At 55.5% G+C, this 16915-nt stretch carries 14 protein-coding genes and 1 pseudogene; 4 read left to right on the top strand and 11 right to left on the bottom strand.

Annotated features, from left to right (window positions below):
* Window positions 1-10: 10 nt before the first annotated feature.
* From recC to rppH, 9 genes are all read right to left on the bottom strand, one after another.
* Entirely contained in the window at window positions 11-3385 is a 3375-nt protein-coding gene (gene recC / locus ACNQ0T_RS05040; RefSeq protein WP_048965684.1) for an exodeoxyribonuclease V subunit gamma, read from the bottom strand.
* 12 nt (window positions 3386-3397) lie between these two features.
* Window positions 3398-3721, bottom strand: a complete 324-nt coding sequence (locus tag ACNQ0T_RS05035; RefSeq protein WP_048965685.1) for a prepilin-type N-terminal cleavage/methylation domain-containing protein — start codon at window positions 3719-3721, stop codon at window positions 3398-3400.
* Window positions 3706-4104, bottom strand: coding sequence for a DUF2509 family protein (locus ACNQ0T_RS05030; RefSeq protein WP_048965686.1), 399 nt, complete (start codon window positions 4102-4104; stop codon window positions 3706-3708). Before ACNQ0T_RS05030 ends, ACNQ0T_RS05035 begins: the two co-directional genes overlap by 16 nt.
* Window positions 4101-4661 (bottom strand): prepilin peptidase-dependent protein, encoded by a 561-nt coding sequence (locus tag ACNQ0T_RS05025; RefSeq protein ID WP_157506775.1) that lies wholly within the window; start codon window positions 4659-4661, stop codon window positions 4101-4103. The genes ACNQ0T_RS05030 and ACNQ0T_RS05025 overlap by 4 nt, the downstream gene beginning before the upstream one ends.
* Window positions 4652-5116 (bottom strand): prepilin peptidase-dependent protein, encoded by a 465-nt coding sequence (locus tag ACNQ0T_RS05020; protein WP_023298512.1) that lies wholly within the window; start codon window positions 5114-5116, stop codon window positions 4652-4654. The genes ACNQ0T_RS05025 and ACNQ0T_RS05020 overlap by 10 nt, the downstream gene beginning before the upstream one ends.
* Before the next feature lie 184 nt (window positions 5117-5300).
* Window positions 5301-6095, bottom strand: coding sequence for a thymidylate synthase (thyA, locus tag ACNQ0T_RS05015; protein ID WP_006811817.1), 795 nt, complete (start codon window positions 6093-6095; stop codon window positions 5301-5303).
* A gap of 6 nt (window positions 6096-6101) precedes the next feature.
* Window positions 6102-6977 (bottom strand): prolipoprotein diacylglyceryl transferase, encoded by an 876-nt coding sequence (gene lgt, locus ACNQ0T_RS05010; RefSeq protein WP_022649236.1) that lies wholly within the window; start codon window positions 6975-6977, stop codon window positions 6102-6104.
* Window positions 6978-7205: 228 nt separating this feature from the next.
* Window positions 7206-9452, bottom strand: a complete 2247-nt coding sequence (gene ptsP, locus ACNQ0T_RS05005) for a phosphoenolpyruvate--protein phosphotransferase (protein ID WP_023306854.1) — start codon at window positions 9450-9452, stop codon at window positions 7206-7208.
* A 12-nt stretch (window positions 9453-9464) separates the two neighbouring features.
* Entirely contained in the window at window positions 9465-9995 is a 531-nt protein-coding gene (rppH, locus tag ACNQ0T_RS05000) for an RNA pyrophosphohydrolase (protein ID WP_032622373.1), read from the bottom strand.
* A 454-nt stretch (window positions 9996-10449) separates the two neighbouring features.
* Between rppH and ACNQ0T_RS04995 the strand changes: the two are divergent.
* From ACNQ0T_RS04995 to ACNQ0T_RS04980, 4 genes and pseudogenes are all read left to right on the top strand, one after another.
* A pseudogene (locus tag ACNQ0T_RS04995) lies at window positions 10450-10524 on the top strand (hypothetical protein); the annotation flags it as partial.
* 155 nt (window positions 10525-10679) lie between these two features.
* Window positions 10680-11372 carry a DNA mismatch repair endonuclease MutH gene (mutH, locus tag ACNQ0T_RS04990; protein ID WP_022649239.1) on the top strand — a complete coding sequence of 231 codons (693 nt, stop codon included), beginning with the start codon at window positions 10680-10682 and terminating at the stop codon, window positions 11370-11372.
* Between the two features lie 128 nt (window positions 11373-11500).
* Complete coding sequence (locus ACNQ0T_RS04985) at window positions 11501-11719, top strand: YgdI/YgdR family lipoprotein (RefSeq protein ID WP_003862794.1); 219 nt, start codon at window positions 11501-11503, stop codon at window positions 11717-11719.
* 132 nt (window positions 11720-11851) lie between these two features.
* Complete coding sequence (locus ACNQ0T_RS04980) at window positions 11852-12892, top strand: NADP(H)-dependent aldo-keto reductase (RefSeq protein WP_015571754.1); 1041 nt, start codon at window positions 11852-11854, stop codon at window positions 12890-12892.
* A gap of 105 nt (window positions 12893-12997) precedes the next feature.
* Here the strand turns inward: ACNQ0T_RS04980 and lplT are convergent, their stop codons facing one another.
* Together lplT and aas are read right to left on the bottom strand one after the other, a co-directional pair.
* Window positions 12998-14191: a lysophospholipid transporter LplT gene (lplT, locus tag ACNQ0T_RS04975; RefSeq protein ID WP_417929698.1), complete on the bottom strand. Its 1194-nt coding sequence runs from the start codon at window positions 14189-14191 to the stop codon at window positions 12998-13000.
* Complete coding sequence (aas, locus tag ACNQ0T_RS04970; protein ID WP_063150163.1) at window positions 14184-16343, bottom strand: bifunctional acyl-ACP--phospholipid O-acyltransferase/long-chain-fatty-acid--ACP ligase; 2160 nt, start codon at window positions 16341-16343, stop codon at window positions 14184-14186. Before aas ends, lplT begins: the two co-directional genes overlap by 8 nt.
* Window positions 16344-16915 lie beyond the last annotated feature (572 nt).

Genomic DNA, 16915 nt, shown 5'->3' with positions numbered 1-16915 from the left:
TATACAACACTCAGGACTGCTTAAATTTGAACAACGGTAACAGGTAGCGTTGCGCCTCTTCCGTGATAATGTCGAAATATTCTGGCTCCAGCGTTCGCCATAAACGTTGATACCAGACATCGTCGCCCTCGCCACGTACCATCATGTTCCCTTCGTAGGCCTGCAAAAACTTGCTGCGCGCTTTCTGGAGCGAAGCCCCATCCGTTAACATGGCATCATTCTGCGCGTCGTAACAGGCTTTTATCCATGCCCCCCCACTTTCAGGCAGCAAAAGCAAAGGCTTGTTCATGCCCTGACGATAACCTTCAATATAAAGCGACAGATACGTCAACGCCTTCTCAGGCTCCATCGGCGGGAAGCGCCACTCGCCGTCCTTACGTACAAACAACCGGCTTTCGCCTTCGTGACCACTCGCACTGTAGACAAGATGTTCGAGCCAGAGTTGCAGGCCATGTGAAACGCTGAGCATAGATGGGCGCCAGCGTAGCAGCCCGTCAGACTGCACGTGCGTGAGCCAGCCGCTGAGGTGCATACCGTTACAATCGAGATCAATTTCAATGCTGCTCGCCGGTTGCCGACACGCGATAACCCGGTCAGCAAGCGCTTGCATCTCCTCACACTGGGCATCCCAGACGATTTCGCCGAACGCACCATACGGCAGTAATCCCGACGCCCTGTAACGTCGGAACAGTTTACTGGCGTCTTCTTCGTCAACCAGCGCATTCAAAAGCTGGGAATTAAGCTTAAAACGCTCCAGTCCATCAAGAATAAACGGTTCCGCATCAGGGATTTCGCTCTCTTCCGAGCGGAAGTTCACCTGCAAGCGTTGCTGGAAAAAAGCCCGAACCGGATGGGCCCAAAAGCGCTGCAGCTGCTCAAACGTAAGGGTGTCTATGGCGCGCGGTTCGAGCGCCTGAATGAAATCGGTTTGCGGTGTGCCCGCGTTCTTCGCAGCGGGAAGCCACTCGCGGGCGTAGCTTTGCAGTTCATCAGGAACGTAATTGACAGGATCAAACGGCATACGGCTATGGTGACAGGTAATATGCGCTTTCACCCGACGTTCGCTTTCGTCGCAGTTACAGGCCTCATCGCCCGGCAGATAGTGACTCTGCCCGATGTAGTCCACCAGCTCCTGCACCAGCACGGACGGGAAACGCTCGCTGTTGTCCTGAATTGAACGGCCGATATAGCTGATATAAAGCCTGCTTTGCGCAGACATCAGCGCCTCAAGGAAGAGATAACGGTCATCATCGCGGCGGCTGCGGTCGCCCCGCTTCGGCTGTGCGCTCATGAGATCAAAGCCCAGGGGTGGCAGCGCACGTGGATAAATACCGTCGTTCATGCCAAGCAGACAGACTACTTTGAACGGGATTGAACGCATCGGCATCAGGGTGCAGATATTCACCGGCCCAGCAAGGAAGCGCTGGCTGATGCGCTCCTGATCGAGACGTTGCGTCAGCTCATCACGCAGAAGCGAAAGGGGAACCGCCTCGTGATAGTGCGAATTAACCCCCTCATCAACGATGGCCTGCCACTGCTTCTCGATAAGCGCCATGGCGGCTTCCGTTTCGCTGTCCGGCAGGAAGAAGTCATTTAGCATTTCGCGGCAAATCGGCAGCCACTCTTCGAGTGGACGGGGCTGCATCAATGCACGGCGCCAGCGGTTGAGCTGCATCAGCAGCGAGGCTAAGTGACCAACCAGTTCCGCAATTAACCCACTGGACTCATCGTACGGCAGCACGTCATTCCATTCGCCGTGGATGCTCTCCATCGCATACCCCAGCAGCATACGCGTCAGGCCAAACTGCCAGGTATGCTGGCCAGTCGCGGGCAGCTCAAACTCCTGGACGTTATCATCGTCGATTCCCCAGCGGACGCCGGATTCGTTGACCCACTGGCGCAGGTAGCGCAAGCCCTCTTCGTTAATGCTGAAGCGTGCGGCCAGAACAGGCACATCCAGTAATGCCAGCACATCCTCAGAGATAAACCGGCTATCAGGCAGCGAAAGCAGGCTGATAAAGGCCTGTAGCGCCGGGTGTGACTGACGAGCACGGCGGTCAGAGATCGCGTAGGGAAGATAGCGGTCGCCCGTTGCGCTGCCAAATACAGCCTGAATAAACGGGCTGTAGCTGTCGATATCCGCCACCATCACCACGATATCGCGGGGTGTCAGGGTTGGGTCGTCCTGCAACATGGCCAACAGGCGGTCATGAAGAATTTCAACTTCACGCTGTGGGCTGTGGCAAACGTGGATCGCGATACTGCGATCGTCAGGATCCAGTTTTCGCTTCTTATCGCTTCGCGCAAACTCCTCGGCAGTGATCCCGGCCACGGCACGGTTTTCTAAATCCAGAATATCAAGCTGAATATTGTGCAGCAGGCTGTCCGGCGTAATATCCGCAAACGCGTCCACGTCCCCCTCTCCCGAGGAGGTGATATCTGAAAGCAGATAAATATAGTCGCGCCCCAGCTTGCCCCACGAGGCAAGTAGCGGGTTCGGCAGGTTCTGAATCCCCTCTTCATCGAAAAGCTGCGCCGCGTTTTCACTGTCTTTAAACAGCGGCACGGCGCGTTCCTCAAATAGGCGTTTACGCTGGCGGGTGACCAGCCGTGAAAGCCAGCGCGGATCCTGAATATCTCCCCAATAGTGCCGACATGGGTTGGTAAAGAGGATATGGATATCAGTGTGCTTACCGAGCGCTTTTAGCGCGTTCAGGTAGACAGGCGGCAGCGCGGAGATACCGCAAATGAACACGCGTGACGGCAAACGGGCTGGCCGTTCTGCAGCGTTCTCGAGTGTTGAGATAAAGCGATCGTACAAGTTAGCACGGTGCCATTTAGGCTGACCGAGCTGCCCGGTATGCTCGACCAGCGCTTTCCAGAGCGGCGCCTGCCAGATTTGCGCTTCCGGTAACCCATCGACTAATTCTCCCGCTTCCCAGCGAATCAGCCATTCTGCGCGGTAAACCAGATACTGGTCATAGAGGTCAGCAGTGCGTGAGGCCAGCTGAAAAAGTTTGCGCTTGTCGGTGTCGTCATTCAGATAGTGGCGCAGCATGGCGAACTCATCATGCGCCAGCATGTCCGGCAGCAGCGTCATCAGTTTCCAGGCCATGCTTTGTTTGTTGAAGGCACTCTGCTCAGGAATATCCGGCAGGACGCGTACAAACATCTCCCAGATAAAGCTCGCGGGCAGCGGAAAATCGATATTCGCCGCAATGCCAAACTTCTGCGAAAGGGACATTTGTAGCCACTGCGCCATACCGGTGCTCTGCACCAGCACCATTTCTGGCTCAAACGGATCGTCAAGACGCTCTTGCTCAACGATATACTCCATCAGTGCTTCCAGCACATCCAGACGATTTGAGTGGTAAACCCTTAGCATAAACGCTCCCGACTAGCGGCTAACCGGGCAATGCAGACGCGTCAACGCGTCCTGCCGCCCCAGAGGAGAAATAAGTGTGACCGTGATGCTGACACATCCGGACTGTGTTGTCTGCCCCCGACTGACCTGCCAGCCCGGCGGGAGCGTTAATGTTGAGATCTGCGACTGATTCCACGCATGATGCCATAGCTGGCGATACTGGCTAAGCGCCGCATACCGGGCTGCCAGCGCGCGATGATATCCGGATAACGCCGTCACAACTACAACCAGCAACATCATTGCCAGCAAAACCTCAACCATGCTAAATCCTTTTTGTCTGCTCAGGGTAACTGACATAGCGCACTTTCCTTAAGGGGGCAGAAGTCGCTCCAGCCGTGAGCAGAAAAGCGTATCTGTCCTTCCGCGATATCCCCGCCTCGCCATAGCAACAGATCGTCATTTCCGGCAATAAGCAAAACACGCTCCCCAAACAGCCTTACACAGACCCGCAGACCTTGTGTCTGCTTGCACTGAACCTCTGGCCGTAAAGCCCAGTCCTGAACGCGTCCCCACTCCAGTGCAGATTGCAAGGCAGCCTGCTGGCGAACAGACAAACTCTCGCCATTCACCAACGTACTAAAGGTTTGCAACTGCTGGTTTAATCCGGTGAGGATCAGCGTGCCGAGCACCAGCAATAGCAGGACCAGCGCCAGCGATGACATGCCCCGCTGACGATTCACAGATTAAACCCCGTTACGGTGTGGCGAGCCGAAAAGGGTGCGGTCAGTTCACCTTTGCGGCGGGCACGCAGCTCGACATTGATTACCGGTGCAAAACCAGCACGATCGGTTTTAGTGACCATAAACTGCTCTATCAGGACCCGATCCGGGTCAGTGAGCTTATCCCATCCCTTACCTTCACAGGATGTCGCGCCCCGCAGCGTTTCGAGCGTTCCGGACTCAAGCCGGAATCCCGTGCTGTCATTTTCTGACGCGGTGCTATCCCACTGGCCGTTGCTGTTTGCATCCCATTGCACAATTGCACATCGCCCTTGCCTGCCGATGATCACCCCCTGCCCCTGGCAATGCCCTGCACAGTATCCTGCTCGCTGGAGCTGTTTACCCATCGCAAGCAGGCGTTGCCACACCTCATCTTCCAGCTCCCGTTGCCCGGATTGCAGTAAAACACCCCGCTGTAGCCCCGGTAAAAAACGTGACGTGCTGAGTAACAGAATACTGCTTATCGTCATCGCAATCAGGACCTCCAGCAGGGAAAACCCTTTTTGTTTTACTGGCATAGACTTTCTCCTGCGGCATTACACAGCCTGATACGTCCGCCATTTGAGACAATAACCCACCACGCACCGGCGCGGCTCTGCACGCGAATATGTCCGGCCCATGCGGTATCCCTTAAGCCGTAAAATCCCAGCGCAGGCGTTACGTCGCTCAGCGTGACCTCCGGCCATAACGGTTTCATCACGAACGGGCCGCCGCTGTCGCAGCCCGGGACCACAGCGCTGACAAGGCAGGCCTGATTCCCGTCAGCATGAAGCGCGATCCTGTGCTCGCTGTTGTGACGATTTGCGTCGTTTCGTAAGAACGCCAGGTAATCCCGCACCTGACAGGCTGTCTGCCAGAGCCGCTGCCGCTGTTGCCAGCTGTCCCAGCCATAAAGACCCGTCGCGCTGAGGATCACAACCAGCGAGATGGCGAAAAGGGTTTCGATAAGCGTAAAGCCATGTTCGTTTTTCATGGCGGAAGTGTGGCGGAATGGCAGAAAAGGCGCGAGCGTTAAACCAGAACATTACGAGCCGCTTTCCGGAGATTTTCACCCGTTGCAACGCGTTACATCGTCTCTGGAAACAGGCTCGAAGAACAAAACGAGCGCGAAAAAAAACCGGCGCTAAAGAGCACCGGTTGTGTCAGGATTCGCCGTATCAGATGGCGACAGGGGCTTTGATGCCAGGATGCGGGTCGTAGCCTTCAATCTCGAAGTCATCAAAACGGTAATCGAAGATCGAGTCCGGTTTGCGTTTGATCACAAGCTTCGGCAATGCACGCGGTTCGCGCGTCAGCTGGAGATGCGTCTGTTCCATATGATTGCTGTAGAGGTGGGTATCACCGCCCGTCCAGACAAAATCGCCCACTTCAAGATCGCACTGCTGCGCCATCATGTGCACTAACAGCGCGTAGCTGGCGATGTTAAACGGCAGGCCGAGGAACACGTCGCAGGAGCGTTGATACAGCTGGCAGGAGAGTTTGCCGTCCGCCACGTAGAACTGGAAAAACGCGTGGCAAGGCGCCAGCGCCATTTTATCCAGTTCACCCACGTTCCAGGCAGAAACAATGATACGGCGCGAGTCCGGGTCATTTTTCAGCTGGTTCATGACGGTCGTGATCTGGTCGATATGGCGGCCGTCCGGGGTAGGCCACGCGCGCCATTGCTTGCCGTAAACCGGCCCCAGGTCTCCGTTCTCATCTGCCCACTCGTCCCAGATGGAGACATTGTTTTCATGCAGATAAGCAACGTTGGTATCGCCTTGCAGGAACCAGAGCAGTTCATGAATGATCGAGCGCAGATGGCAGCGCTTCGTCGTCACCAGAGGGAAGCCTTCTTGCAGATTGAAGCGCATCTGGTGGCCAAAAATGGAGAGCGTACCGGTGCCGGTGCGGTCGTTTTTCGGCGTGCCCTCGTCGAGCACTTTTTTCATCAATTCAAGATACTGTTTCATGATTCCTCAGGAAAGTTGTTGCTGTGGACGACGACGATACGCCCAAATCATCATAATGGCACCCGCGACAATCATCGGAATGGAGAGGATCTGCCCCATGCTGATGTACTGTACCCACTCGCCGGTAAACTGTGCATCCGGCTGGCGGAAGAACTCGACGATGATACGAAACGCGCCGTAGCCAATCAGGAACAGACCAGATACTGCCCCCATTGGGCGCGGTTTGCGGATATACAGATTCAGGATGATAAACAGCACCACACCTTCCAGCGCCAGCTCATAAAGCTGAGACATATGACGCGGCAGAACGCCGTAGGTATCGAAAATGGACTGCCACTCAGGATGCGAAGGCAGCAGCGCGATATCCTCTGCGCGGGAGCCCGGGAACAGCATGGTAAACGGCACGCTCGGATCGACACGCCCCCAGAGTTCACCGTTGATGAAGTTGCCCAGACGCCCTGCACCCAGCCCAAACGGGATTAATGGCGCAATAAAATCAGCCACCTGGAAGAAGTTACGTTTGGTGCGTTTGGCGAAGATCACCATCACGAGGATCACACCAATCAGTCCGCCGTGGAAGGACATGCCGCCGTCCCAGACGCGGAACAGATAGAGCGGGTCGTTCAGGAATACCGGGAAGTTGTAGAACAGGACATAGCCGATGCGCCCGCCCAGGAATACGCCAAGAAAGCCAGCATAAAGCAGGTTTTCCACTTCGTTCTTCGTCCAGCCGCTGCCCGGACGACTGGCGCGACGACCAGCAAGCCACATGGCAAAGACGAAGCCCACCAGGTACATCAGTCCGTACCAGTGAAGCGCTACAGGTCCTATTGAGAAAATAACCGGATCGAATTCCGGAAAATGCAGATAACCACTGTTCATCTGTCACCACAAGATGTTGTTATTCCGCTGAAAGTGGACAGCGGCTGAATTGCATTCCCGCCGTTGGCAGGTGCTCCAAAGTTGCGAATCATAGCATAAGGCAGGCGCGGAGGATGCGCCTGAGATGTAAAAGATGTGTATAGGGTTTTATGCGCGCTGTTCCCCCTCACCCCATTCCTCTTCCTCAAGGGAGAGGGGGTCGTCCGAGCAGTCATTATTTTGTGGGGATCAGCGGCCGCCGCGGATCAAACCGCCCATGCCGCGTCGCTCCATAAACGCCGCCACCTGATGGCGCACTTCGGCTGCCAGCTGTGCTTCCAGGCTACGCGCGGCCAGCTCATGCGCCTCATCTTGTTCGATGTGACGTAACAGGTATTTCACACGCGCAACGGAACGTCCGTTCATTGACAGGTGACGGAAACCGAGGCCAATCAGGATCGCCACGCACATCGGATCGCCGGCCATTTCACCGCACAGGCGCAGGTCGATATTATGCTGCTCGGCTTCGCGGGCGATCATCGCCAGGGCACGAAGCATCGCCGGATGCAGGCTGTCGTAGATACTAGCCACGCGGGTATTGTTGCGATCGACCGCCAGAATGTATTGCGTTAGGTCGTTGGTGCCAACGGAGATAAAATCAACGCGGGTCGCCAGCTGCGGCAACATAAAGACCATCGAAGGCACTTCCAGCATCACGCCAATACGGGGTTTAGGGATCGCGTAGCCGATCATCTCTTCCACTTCGCGCCCTGCACGTTCAATCAACCGCCGCGCTTCGTCGATCTCGTCAATACTGGTGACCATCGGCAGCAAAATGCTGAGATTCCCCGTGGCCGCGTTGGCACGCAGCATCGCACGAACCTGGATAAGGAAAATTTCCGGCTGATCGAGGGTAATGCGGATCCCACGCCAGCCGAGGCAGGGATTCTCTTCACTGATGGGCATATAGGGCAGTTGCTTATCCGCGCCGACGTCGAGGGTGCGCAACGTGACGGGTTTGTCGTTAAACATCTGCAACATGCCCTGATACTGCGCAACCTGCTCCTCTTCTGACGGGAAGCCGCTTTGTAGCATGAACGGTATTTCGGTGCGGTAGAGACCAATGCCATCGATGCGGCTGCCGAGCTTCTCTTCATGCTCGGGGCTTAACCCCGCGTTGAGCATCACCTTCACCCGCTCACCGCTCTTGAGCTGCGCGGGCAGGTTGACGTCATCTTCCGCCAGCTTGCTTAATTCATTCTCTTCGCTGATAAGACGCTGGTACTCCTGAAGGAGAACCGGCTCAGGATCCACCAGCAACTCACCGCGATATCCGTCCACCACCAGCGTACGGCGATGTAGTACGGAGGGCTGAATATCCGCCCCCATCACGGTCGGAATACCGAGCGCACGCACCATAATGGCGGCATGGGAGTTAGCTGCGCCATCGCGCACCACCACGCCCGCCAGCCTGTCCTGCGGTAATTCCGCCAGCGTCGTCGCCGAGAGTTCATCGGCCACCAGCACAAACCGGTTCGGCCAGGCATTCGCCCCCTGAATAGTATCATCGAGGTGGAACAGCAGACGTTGCCCAAGCGCGCGTAAATCGCCGGCGCGCTCTTTCAGATAGCCGTCAGTCAGTACCGCAAACTGCTCGGCAAATTTTTCAATGACCTTTTTAACCGCCCACTCTGCCACCGACCCCTTATCGACCTCGGCAAATAACTCACGACGCAAACGCGCATCGGAAAGCAGGTGTGAGTAGAGATCGAAAATGGCCGCCGTCTCTTTTTGCGCGCCAGCGGCAAAGCGTTTGCTGTAGCGACGAAACTCATTCGCCGCCTCTTCCAGCGCAGCGGTGAGCCGTTCGCGCTCAAGCGCTTCATCCAGCGTCGAGGCTTCGTAGACCTGCTCCATCAGCGGGAGCGTGGCATCCATCCAGCCTTCGGCAATAGCGACCCCCGGCGAGGCCGGAAGCGCGCGAATACGCGTATGACGATACTGACCAAAAAGGGCTGTCAGTTGGGACTGAGAGAGGATCGCCGCCATCTGCGTTGCCAGCGTGACGAGGAAGGACTCCTCGCTTTCATCGTACTGGCGCAGCTCGCGCTGCTGAACAACAAGCACGCCAAGCAGCTGGCGGCGCTGAATAATCGGTACGCCAAGAAACGCGCGGAAACGCTCTTCTTTGACGGAAGGGATATATTTGAAGCTGGGGTGTTTTTGCGCATCGGCAAGGTTGATTGGCTCCGCCAGTCGCCCGACCAGGCCAACAATACCTTCATCAAACGCGAGCGTGACGGTACGTCCCCGTGGTTTTTTTAATCCGCGGGTTGCCATAAGGTAGTAGCAACGTCGGTCATGGTCGGCCAGGTAGACCGAACAGACCTCGGTTTCCATCGCAAGACAGATGTCCGTCACCAGAATATTCAGCGCCTCGTTGAGGCGAGGCGCACTGGCGACCTTTTCAACTATTTCTCGCAAGCGGGTGAGCATGATTTGCGTAGCTTAACCTCTTTTACGTCGCCAGGCAGGTGCGCTCTGTGGCTTCGGAGTCGTCTCCTGAAGCTGCATCACGACACTTGCGAACTCTTTCATCACCCTACGGTATACATCGCGCTTGAATGACACGACCTGACGAACCGGATACCAGTAGCTTACCCAGCGCCAGCCATCAAACTCTGGCGTGCTGCTGGTTTGCATATTGATATCTGAATCGTTGCCCACCAACTGCAAAAGAAACCACTTCTGTTTCTGGCCGATACAAACCGGCTTTGTGTCCCAACGCACCAAACGTTTCGGTAACTTGTAACGCAACCAGTTGCGGGTCGAAGCCAGGATGCGAACATCTTTTCGGCTTAAACCAACCTCTTCAAACAGCTCCCGGTACATCGCTTGTTCTGGGGACTCTCCAGGATTGATCCCGCCTTGCGGGAACTGCCAGGAGTGCTGACCATATCGCCGGGCCCACATCACCTGGCCCTGACGATTACAAATTACTATTCCTACGTTTGGGCGGTAGCCATCGTCATCAATCACCGGACTACCCCAAACTAAATCTGATATATGAATGATTGTTTCACACTACAGGGAGGCGGTAAACCACTCTCTTACAGGCCTGCAACCTAATAACATTTGAATAACTCACAATTTTGTGAGGAGTTATAAACAGATGAGGGCGACTGAGACCATTTTTATTCACCTTTTCTGTGGATATAGTTGTGAAGAAGTATGGAATTACCGATGAACAACCTTGTGGCCCGGCGAATCGGCAATTTTCATCACTTAAAATAAATCATTTAAATTCATACAGTTAAACGTAAATTTAGGGTATCAAAGGCGATTAACTTGACGATCGTCACATCAAAGATCTTCCTGGTGATGAAAGATCGAACAGCGTCGGTTTTATCCACAGATTGTGCCAATAAGTTAGGCACAATTTGTGTGAAAATTCGATTTTCATCGCACGTCAAGGCTGTAAATTGAAACAGTAGTGGCGGTTATTCCCAGTTATCCCATTTTTCTGTGGATAACATGGTGTAAGATCCTGTTTATTGTCAGTGACCAGAATTGCACAACCTGTTTTTTAGCCATGCCGCGACGGGATGCATTCCTAAAAAACATAATATAAATCATCCACATGGAATATATACTCAGAAAAAAGTAAACTCTATCCACAAGGGATAAAATATCAGTTCATTTTTTAACCAAAAGGTTGTCAGCATGCATTCTCTCGCCCCACTGCTCTCTCCTCCCGTCAGTGAAGCCCAGTTGCTCCAGCAGGCACAACGTCTGGCAGGCTATGCACTGGGCGAGCTGGCCGTGATGGCGGGGTTGACGATACCCAACGATCTGAAGCGCGATAAAGGCTGGATCGGCGTGTTGCTTGAACGTTGGCTGGGCGCAAGCGCGGGCAGTAAACCCGAGCAAGATTTTGCGGCGCTGGGGGTGGAACTGAAGACGATCCCCATTGATAGCCTGGGGCGGCCGCTGGAAACTACCTTTGTCTGCGTTGCGCCGCTAACGGGTAATAGCGGAGTGACATGGGAAACCAGCCACGTCAGGCATAAGCTGAAGCGGGTGTTGTGGGTACCCGTTGAGGGTGACAGGCAGATCCCGCTGGCAGAGCGTCGCGTTGGCGCCCCGCTGCTCTGGAGCCCGGATGAAGAAGAAGAAAGACAGCTTTCCCAGGACTGGGAAGAGCTGATGGACATGATTGTGCTGGGACAGGTTGAGCAGATCACCGCCCGGCATGGCGAAGTGCTGCAACTCCGTCCCAAAGCCGCCAACAGCAAAGCGCTCACTGAAGCGGTAGGTGCACAGGGCGAACCGATCCTGACGCTGCCGCGCGGCTTCTATCTTAAAAAGAATTTCACCGGTGCACTGCTGGCACGACACTTCCTGTTGAAAACATAGTTTTTTACCAATTTTGCGCTCCGGCTAACATAATCTCCTCCTTTTTAAGATTTCCCCCCTTTCACCTGTCGTAATATCAGGTTATTACTACACTATGATTTGATACGAGCCAGGTGAGGATGAGAACGATGAAAAAATGGGCAGTAATTATCTCAGCAGTCGGTTTAGCGTTTGCGGTATCGGGTTGTAGCAGCGACTATGTCATGTCAACGAAAGATGGTCGTATGATCCTGACCGATGGCAAACCCGAAGTCGACGACGATACCGGTCTGGTGAGTTACCGCGATCGCGAAGGCAATCAAATGCAAATTAATCGCGACGAAGTCTCCCAGATCATCGAGCGTTAAACAGATAAAGGTCAGTAGCTTGCTGGCCTTTTTGATTTTTTCCTTCCCCTTTTGCCTTCCCTCTGCCATGTTTATATTCCTTTGTCGGGAGGTTCCTGACGCGGTCTGTATGTCTAAAAAAGGAAACCGGCTATGCATTATCACCGTATCCCCCATAGCGCTCTGGAGATCAGCCAGCTGGGGTTAGGCACCATGACATTTGGTGAACAAAACAGCGAAGCCGATGCCCATGCACAACTCGATTACGCCGTCAGCCAGGGCATTAACCTGATTGACGTGGCGGAGATGTACCCAGTTCCTCCCCGCCCGGAAACTCAAGGTCTTACCGAAACGTATGTCGGCAACTGGCTGGCGAAACGCGGCAATCGCGAAAAGCTGGTCATCGCTTCTAAGGTTAGCGGCCCTTCCCGTAATAACGATGCCGGGATCCGCCCTAACCAGATCCTCGATCGCAAGAATATCCGTGCTGCGCTGGATGCCAGCCTCAAGCGCCTGCAAACCGACTATCTCGATCTTTATCAGGTGCACTGGCCGCAGCGTCCGACGAACTGCTTCGGTAAGCTTGGCTACACCTGGAACGAGAGTGCTCCGGCCGTCACCCTGCTGGAAACACTGGAGGCGCTTACGGAATGCCAGCGCGCGGGTAAGATCCGCTACATCGGCGTTTCCAACGAGACGGCGTTTGGCGTAATGCGCTATCTGCATCTGGCCGATAAACACGACCTGCCGCGGATCGTGACCATCCAGAACCCGTACAGCCTGCTGAACCGCAGTTATGAAGTGGGTCTCGCGGAAGTGACGCAGTACGAAGAGGTGGAGCTGCTAGCCTACTCTTGCCTGGGCTTCGGAACCCTAACGGGCAAATACCTGAACGGCGCGAAACCGGCTGGCGCGCGTAACACGCTTTTCAGCCGCTTCACCCGCTATAGCGGCGAGCAGACGCAAAAAGCCGTGGCGGCCTATGTGGATATCGCGAAGCGTCACGGACTCGATCCGGCGCAGATGGCGCTGGCCTTCGTGCGTCGTCAGCCGTTTGTGGCAAGTACCCTGCTCGGCGCAACGACAATGGATCAGTTAAAAACCAATATTGAGAGTTTCCACCTGAACCTGAGTGAAGAGGTCTTAGCGGAGATTGAAGCGGTGCATCAGGTTTATACTTACCCGGCACCTTAAGTTGACGATTTGCCCGGTGGCGGCGTTGCCTTACCGGGCCTACAAAATCCGCCAACATCACGAAACGTAGGCCGGGTCAGGCGGAGCCGCCACCAGGCAAAGATATCACCGCCGACGCTGCCAGACCCACAGCCCGGTAATCGCCAGCGCAAACAGTGCGCCAAACCCCACCCCGATTGCCACAACCGGCGCACCTGCTTTTACCGCCAGCGAGTAAATCCCCAGCATCAGCAGCATCGCCATGTTTTCGCCAAGGTTTTGCACCGCAATGGCGTTGCCAGCCCCGACGGTCTGCTTGCCGCGCTCCTGCAAAAGCGCGTTGAGCGGCACCACAAAGAAACCGCCTAATACGCCGATCAGTAACAACAGGGCATAGGCTGGCAATATGGCATGTTGCAGGGAGAAGAACAGAACGCCGACGCCGATCAGGATCCCTGCAGGCATGCAGCGCGCAACGGTTTCAAGCGTTACCAGTTTGGCCGCAGCCCCGGCCCCGACCACAATCCCGACGGCGACCATGGCATTCAGGTAGGTCGGCGTGGCGTTGTCTGTTATACCCAGCGCCACCGGCACCCACAGCACCAGCAGGAAACGCAGCGTAACGCCGGCCCCCCAGAACATGCTGGTGCCCATCAGCGAGAAGCGTGTTTCACCGTTACGCCACAGTACGCGGCAGGCGTTGAAGAAGCTGCCGGTCATTGGCCCGAAGCGCCAGGATTGTCCCGGACGCGCCACGGCCAGTTTGGGGATAAACAGGTTGGCGATCACCGCGCCGCCGTACATCAGGGCACAGATGCCAAGCGCGGCGAGCACGTGCCAGTCTGCCAGCACACCGCCCGCCACCGAACCCAGCAGAATCGCCGCAATGGTGGAGGACTCCATCAGGCCGTTGGCCTTCACCAGCTTATCACCGGTGGTAAGCTCCCCCAGAATGCCGTACTTCGCCGGAGAGTAAGCGGCCGCGCCAATGCCCACCAGCGTGTAGCCGACAAACGGGTTGATACCAAAGCAGATGCTTGCCGCGCCCAGAAGCTTAAGACTGTTGGCAAACATCATGACCCGACCTTTGGGGAAGCTGTCCGCCACCTGGCCAACAAACGGCGCAAATACAATGTAAGCACCCACAAACACCATCTGTAGGATCGGCTGGCTCCAGTCGGGATAAAACTCAGCTTTCAGCAACGCCAGCGTAGCAAACAGCAACGCGTTATCGCCAAACGCGGAAAGAAACTGGGCGGCGATAACCGCCAGCATGCCTTTCGACCAGATTGAAGTGTTAGTGTGTACTGACTCACGCATTATGCTGTTCCGCCTCTTCAACCATGCCCTTCAGGGTCACAAAATCGGGTTTACCGCTGCCCAGCACCGGTAACTGTTTGAGGTAACGAATATCGCGGGGGACCGCCAGCTCGGGGATACCATGTTCGCGCGCATACCTGAGAAGCGCATCACGCTTCAGTTCACCGTCAGTAGTAAAGAGCACCAGCGCCTCGCCTTTACTGGCATCACTTTTCACCACGGTCGCATGCATTTTCTCCGCCGAGACTGCGGTCGCCAGCGTCTCGACCATTTCAAGAGAGACCATTTCCCCGGCGATCTTGGCGAAGCGTTTTGCACGTCCCTGGATCTGCACGAAGCCCTGATTGTCGAAGCGCACGATATCGCCCGTGTCGTACCAGCCCGTTTCAACCTCGCCATTGACGTTCTCGGCAGTCGGCGCCTCAAGCACGCCCGGGTTTTCCACACGCAGATAGCCGTTCATGACGTTCGGCCCTTTCAGCTGAAGACGTCCGCCGTCTTCAATACCCGGCACCGCCAGCAGACGCGCGTCCAGCCCCGGCAGAATGCGGCCAACCGTTCCCGGTTTCGCCGCCATCGGAACGTTGATGGAGACCACCGGCGCGCACTCCGTCACGCCATAGCCTTCCAGAATCCGCAGGCCAAACTTGTCCTGCCAGATCTGGCGCGTACTGTCCTGGAGTTTTTCCGCCCCCGCCACCACGTAGCGCACGCGGAAGAAATCATACGGGTTGGCGAAGCGCGCGTAATTTCCGAGGAAGGTGGACGTCCCGAACAGCACCGTGCAGTTACGGTCATAAACCAGCTCCGGCACAATGCGGTAGTGCAGCGGGCTTGGGTAGAGGAACACCTCGGCACCGGTCAGCAGCGGCGTAAAGAGACCCACGGTCAAACCAAATGAGTGGAACAGCGGCAGCGCCGACATAAAGCGATCGTTGGCGGTAAAATCAGCGATGGTTTTAATCTGTTCGACGTTTGCCAGAATGCTTTTGTGGCTATGAACCACACCTTTCGGGTTGCCTTCAGAGCCGGAGGTAAAGAGGATAATGGCATCATCCTCCGGCTGCTGCTTAACCTGCGCCAGACGCGGCATCAGCAGGTGCGCGAAAATCCACAGCTTGTCGGCGGTCGTGACGTCTGCTTTCAGATCTTCCAGGAACACCCAGCGCACCTGCGTCAGCTGTTCCGGCAGGTGCCACAGCTTGCCTTTGTCCAGGAACTGGCGGGAGGTAAAGATGGTGTTGATTTGTGCTGCGGTAATCGCGCTGGAGAGCCCTTTCACGCCCGCCGTGTAGTTCATCATCGCCGGAATGCGGCCTCGGGAGACGGCACCAAAGATCACCGCCGCGCTGATACCCGCGTTTGGCAGCATCAGGCCGATCTTTTCGCCCTGTTTGCTGTACTTTTCCAGGATACGCCCGACAAACAGCGTTTTGGTCAACAGCTTACGGTAGGTATCCGGCGTAAAGTTGATGTCTTCGATGCAGTTTTTCTTCGCACCGTAGCGATACTGCGCCGACAGCAACGATTCATACAGCGTTTCGCGCGGGCGTACGGCCATGCGCGCTTCCATCATAATCTGATGCAGCATTTCCCCGGCGATTTTACGGCGGTCACGCGCGCGCGGCGCCTCGGGCATCGGCAGTGACGTCGGCGGTAATATATGCAGCGTAATTTTCGGGAACAGACGCTGCTTCACCAGCCCTTTCAGACGGCTGAAAAAGGTCAGCTCAGCCCCGTCGATGCGTAGCGGCACGACGGTGGCCTGAGACTTCGCCGCGACAAAACCGGCCCCGTCGTAAATTTTCATCAGGGAGCCCGTCACTGAAATCCGCCCTTCCGGGAAGATAACCACCGGACGCCCCTGCCCAATCAGACGCACCAGATGTTTAATCATCATCGGTTTGGTAGGGTCGAGCGGGACAAAATCAATAAGCGGCCTGAGCCAGCGCATGTACCATTTTTCACTGATGGAGCTGTACACTGCGAAGACGGGCCGCACGGGCAAAAACAGCGCCAGCAATACGCCATCAAGAAAAGAGACGTGATTCGGTGTGATAAGAACACGCTCGCCATAGAGTGCCTGCGTATCGCCAGTCACGCGAATGCGAAACAGGACACGAAACAGTGTGCGGAAGAACCCAAAAAGCATTTCAACTCCCTTTGCCAGCCAGTGTGAAAGGTATAAATGGTGGCAGATTACACGAGAAGTAGTGAGGGAGCGATAGCAAAAACAGAGGCGAAAAAAAACCTGCGCATCCGCGCAGGTTGGTGCAAGTGAAGAGTACGAAAACGTACCAGGAATTCTCACCAATCAATACCTCTGGGATCTTGATTGTGGCCTCCGGCGACAGGCTTCGCCAGCAGGAAAACGCAAGGGAATGAGCCGAAGTGCAACCAGGTGTGAATAATCTCTTTTGCTGTTACAGGTTGAACTTACAGGCAAAAAAAAACCTGCGTAAAACGCAGGTTGGTGTAAATCGTGTTAATCAACCGAAGTTGATTCCACCTATCAATACCTCTGGGATCTCGACTCTAGCAATTCACAACGCATCGTTGCCAACGGACAATCGCAACAGCCTGAGGCAAAGTGTAACTAAAGGTTCAGATTGACATTATTCAGACATGACTGGCCGTGTAACGATTACACCGCGAGGGATGTTCTGCTTCACGTTTGCAGAGGACGCCCACCCGCTCCCCTTGAATGCGCGCCGCTTTTCCGCA

Source organism: Enterobacter cloacae complex sp.6700776 (genome assembly GCF_048284255.1).
Classification (GTDB): Bacteria; Pseudomonadota; Gammaproteobacteria; order Enterobacterales; family Enterobacteriaceae; genus Enterobacter; species Enterobacter intestinihominis.
This window is presented reverse-complemented; position numbering and strand designations above follow the sequence as displayed.

What these genes read in the sequence shown, in the direction of transcription:
- ptsP (WP_023306854.1), bottom strand. Translation starts at nt 9,452, where the DNA reads ATGCTCACCCGCTTGCGAGAAATAGTTGAAAAGGTCGCCAGTGCGCCT.
- ACNQ0T_RS05025 (WP_157506775.1), bottom strand. Translation starts at nt 4,661, where the DNA reads ATGCCAGTAAAACAAAAAGGGTTTTCCCTGCTGGAGGTCCTGATTGCG.
- ACNQ0T_RS05035 (WP_048965685.1), bottom strand. Translation starts at nt 3,721, where the DNA reads ATGTCAGTTACCCTGAGCAGACAAAAAGGATTTAGCATGGTTGAGGTT.
- aas (WP_063150163.1), bottom strand. Translation starts at nt 16,343, where the DNA reads ATGCTTTTTGGGTTCTTCCGCACACTGTTTCGTGTCCTGTTTCGCATT.
- mutH (WP_022649239.1), top strand. Translation starts at nt 10,680, where the DNA reads ATGCATTCTCTCGCCCCACTGCTCTCTCCTCCCGTCAGTGAAGCCCAG.
- thyA (WP_006811817.1), bottom strand. Translation starts at nt 6,095, where the DNA reads ATGAAACAGTATCTTGAATTGATGAAAAAAGTGCTCGACGAGGGCACG.
- lplT (WP_417929698.1), bottom strand. Translation starts at nt 14,191, where the DNA reads ATGCGTGAGTCAGTACACACTAACACTTCAATCTGGTCGAAAGGCATG.
- ACNQ0T_RS04985 (WP_003862794.1), top strand. Translation starts at nt 11,501, where the DNA reads ATGAAAAAATGGGCAGTAATTATCTCAGCAGTCGGTTTAGCGTTTGCG.
- lgt (WP_022649236.1), bottom strand. Translation starts at nt 6,977, where the DNA reads ATGAACAGTGGTTATCTGCATTTTCCGGAATTCGATCCGGTTATTTTC.
- recC (WP_048965684.1), bottom strand. Translation starts at nt 3,385, where the DNA reads ATGCTAAGGGTTTACCACTCAAATCGTCTGGATGTGCTGGAAGCACTG.
- ACNQ0T_RS04980 (WP_015571754.1), top strand. Translation starts at nt 11,852, where the DNA reads ATGCATTATCACCGTATCCCCCATAGCGCTCTGGAGATCAGCCAGCTG.
- ACNQ0T_RS05020 (WP_023298512.1), bottom strand. Translation starts at nt 5,116, where the DNA reads ATGAAAAACGAACATGGCTTTACGCTTATCGAAACCCTTTTCGCCATC.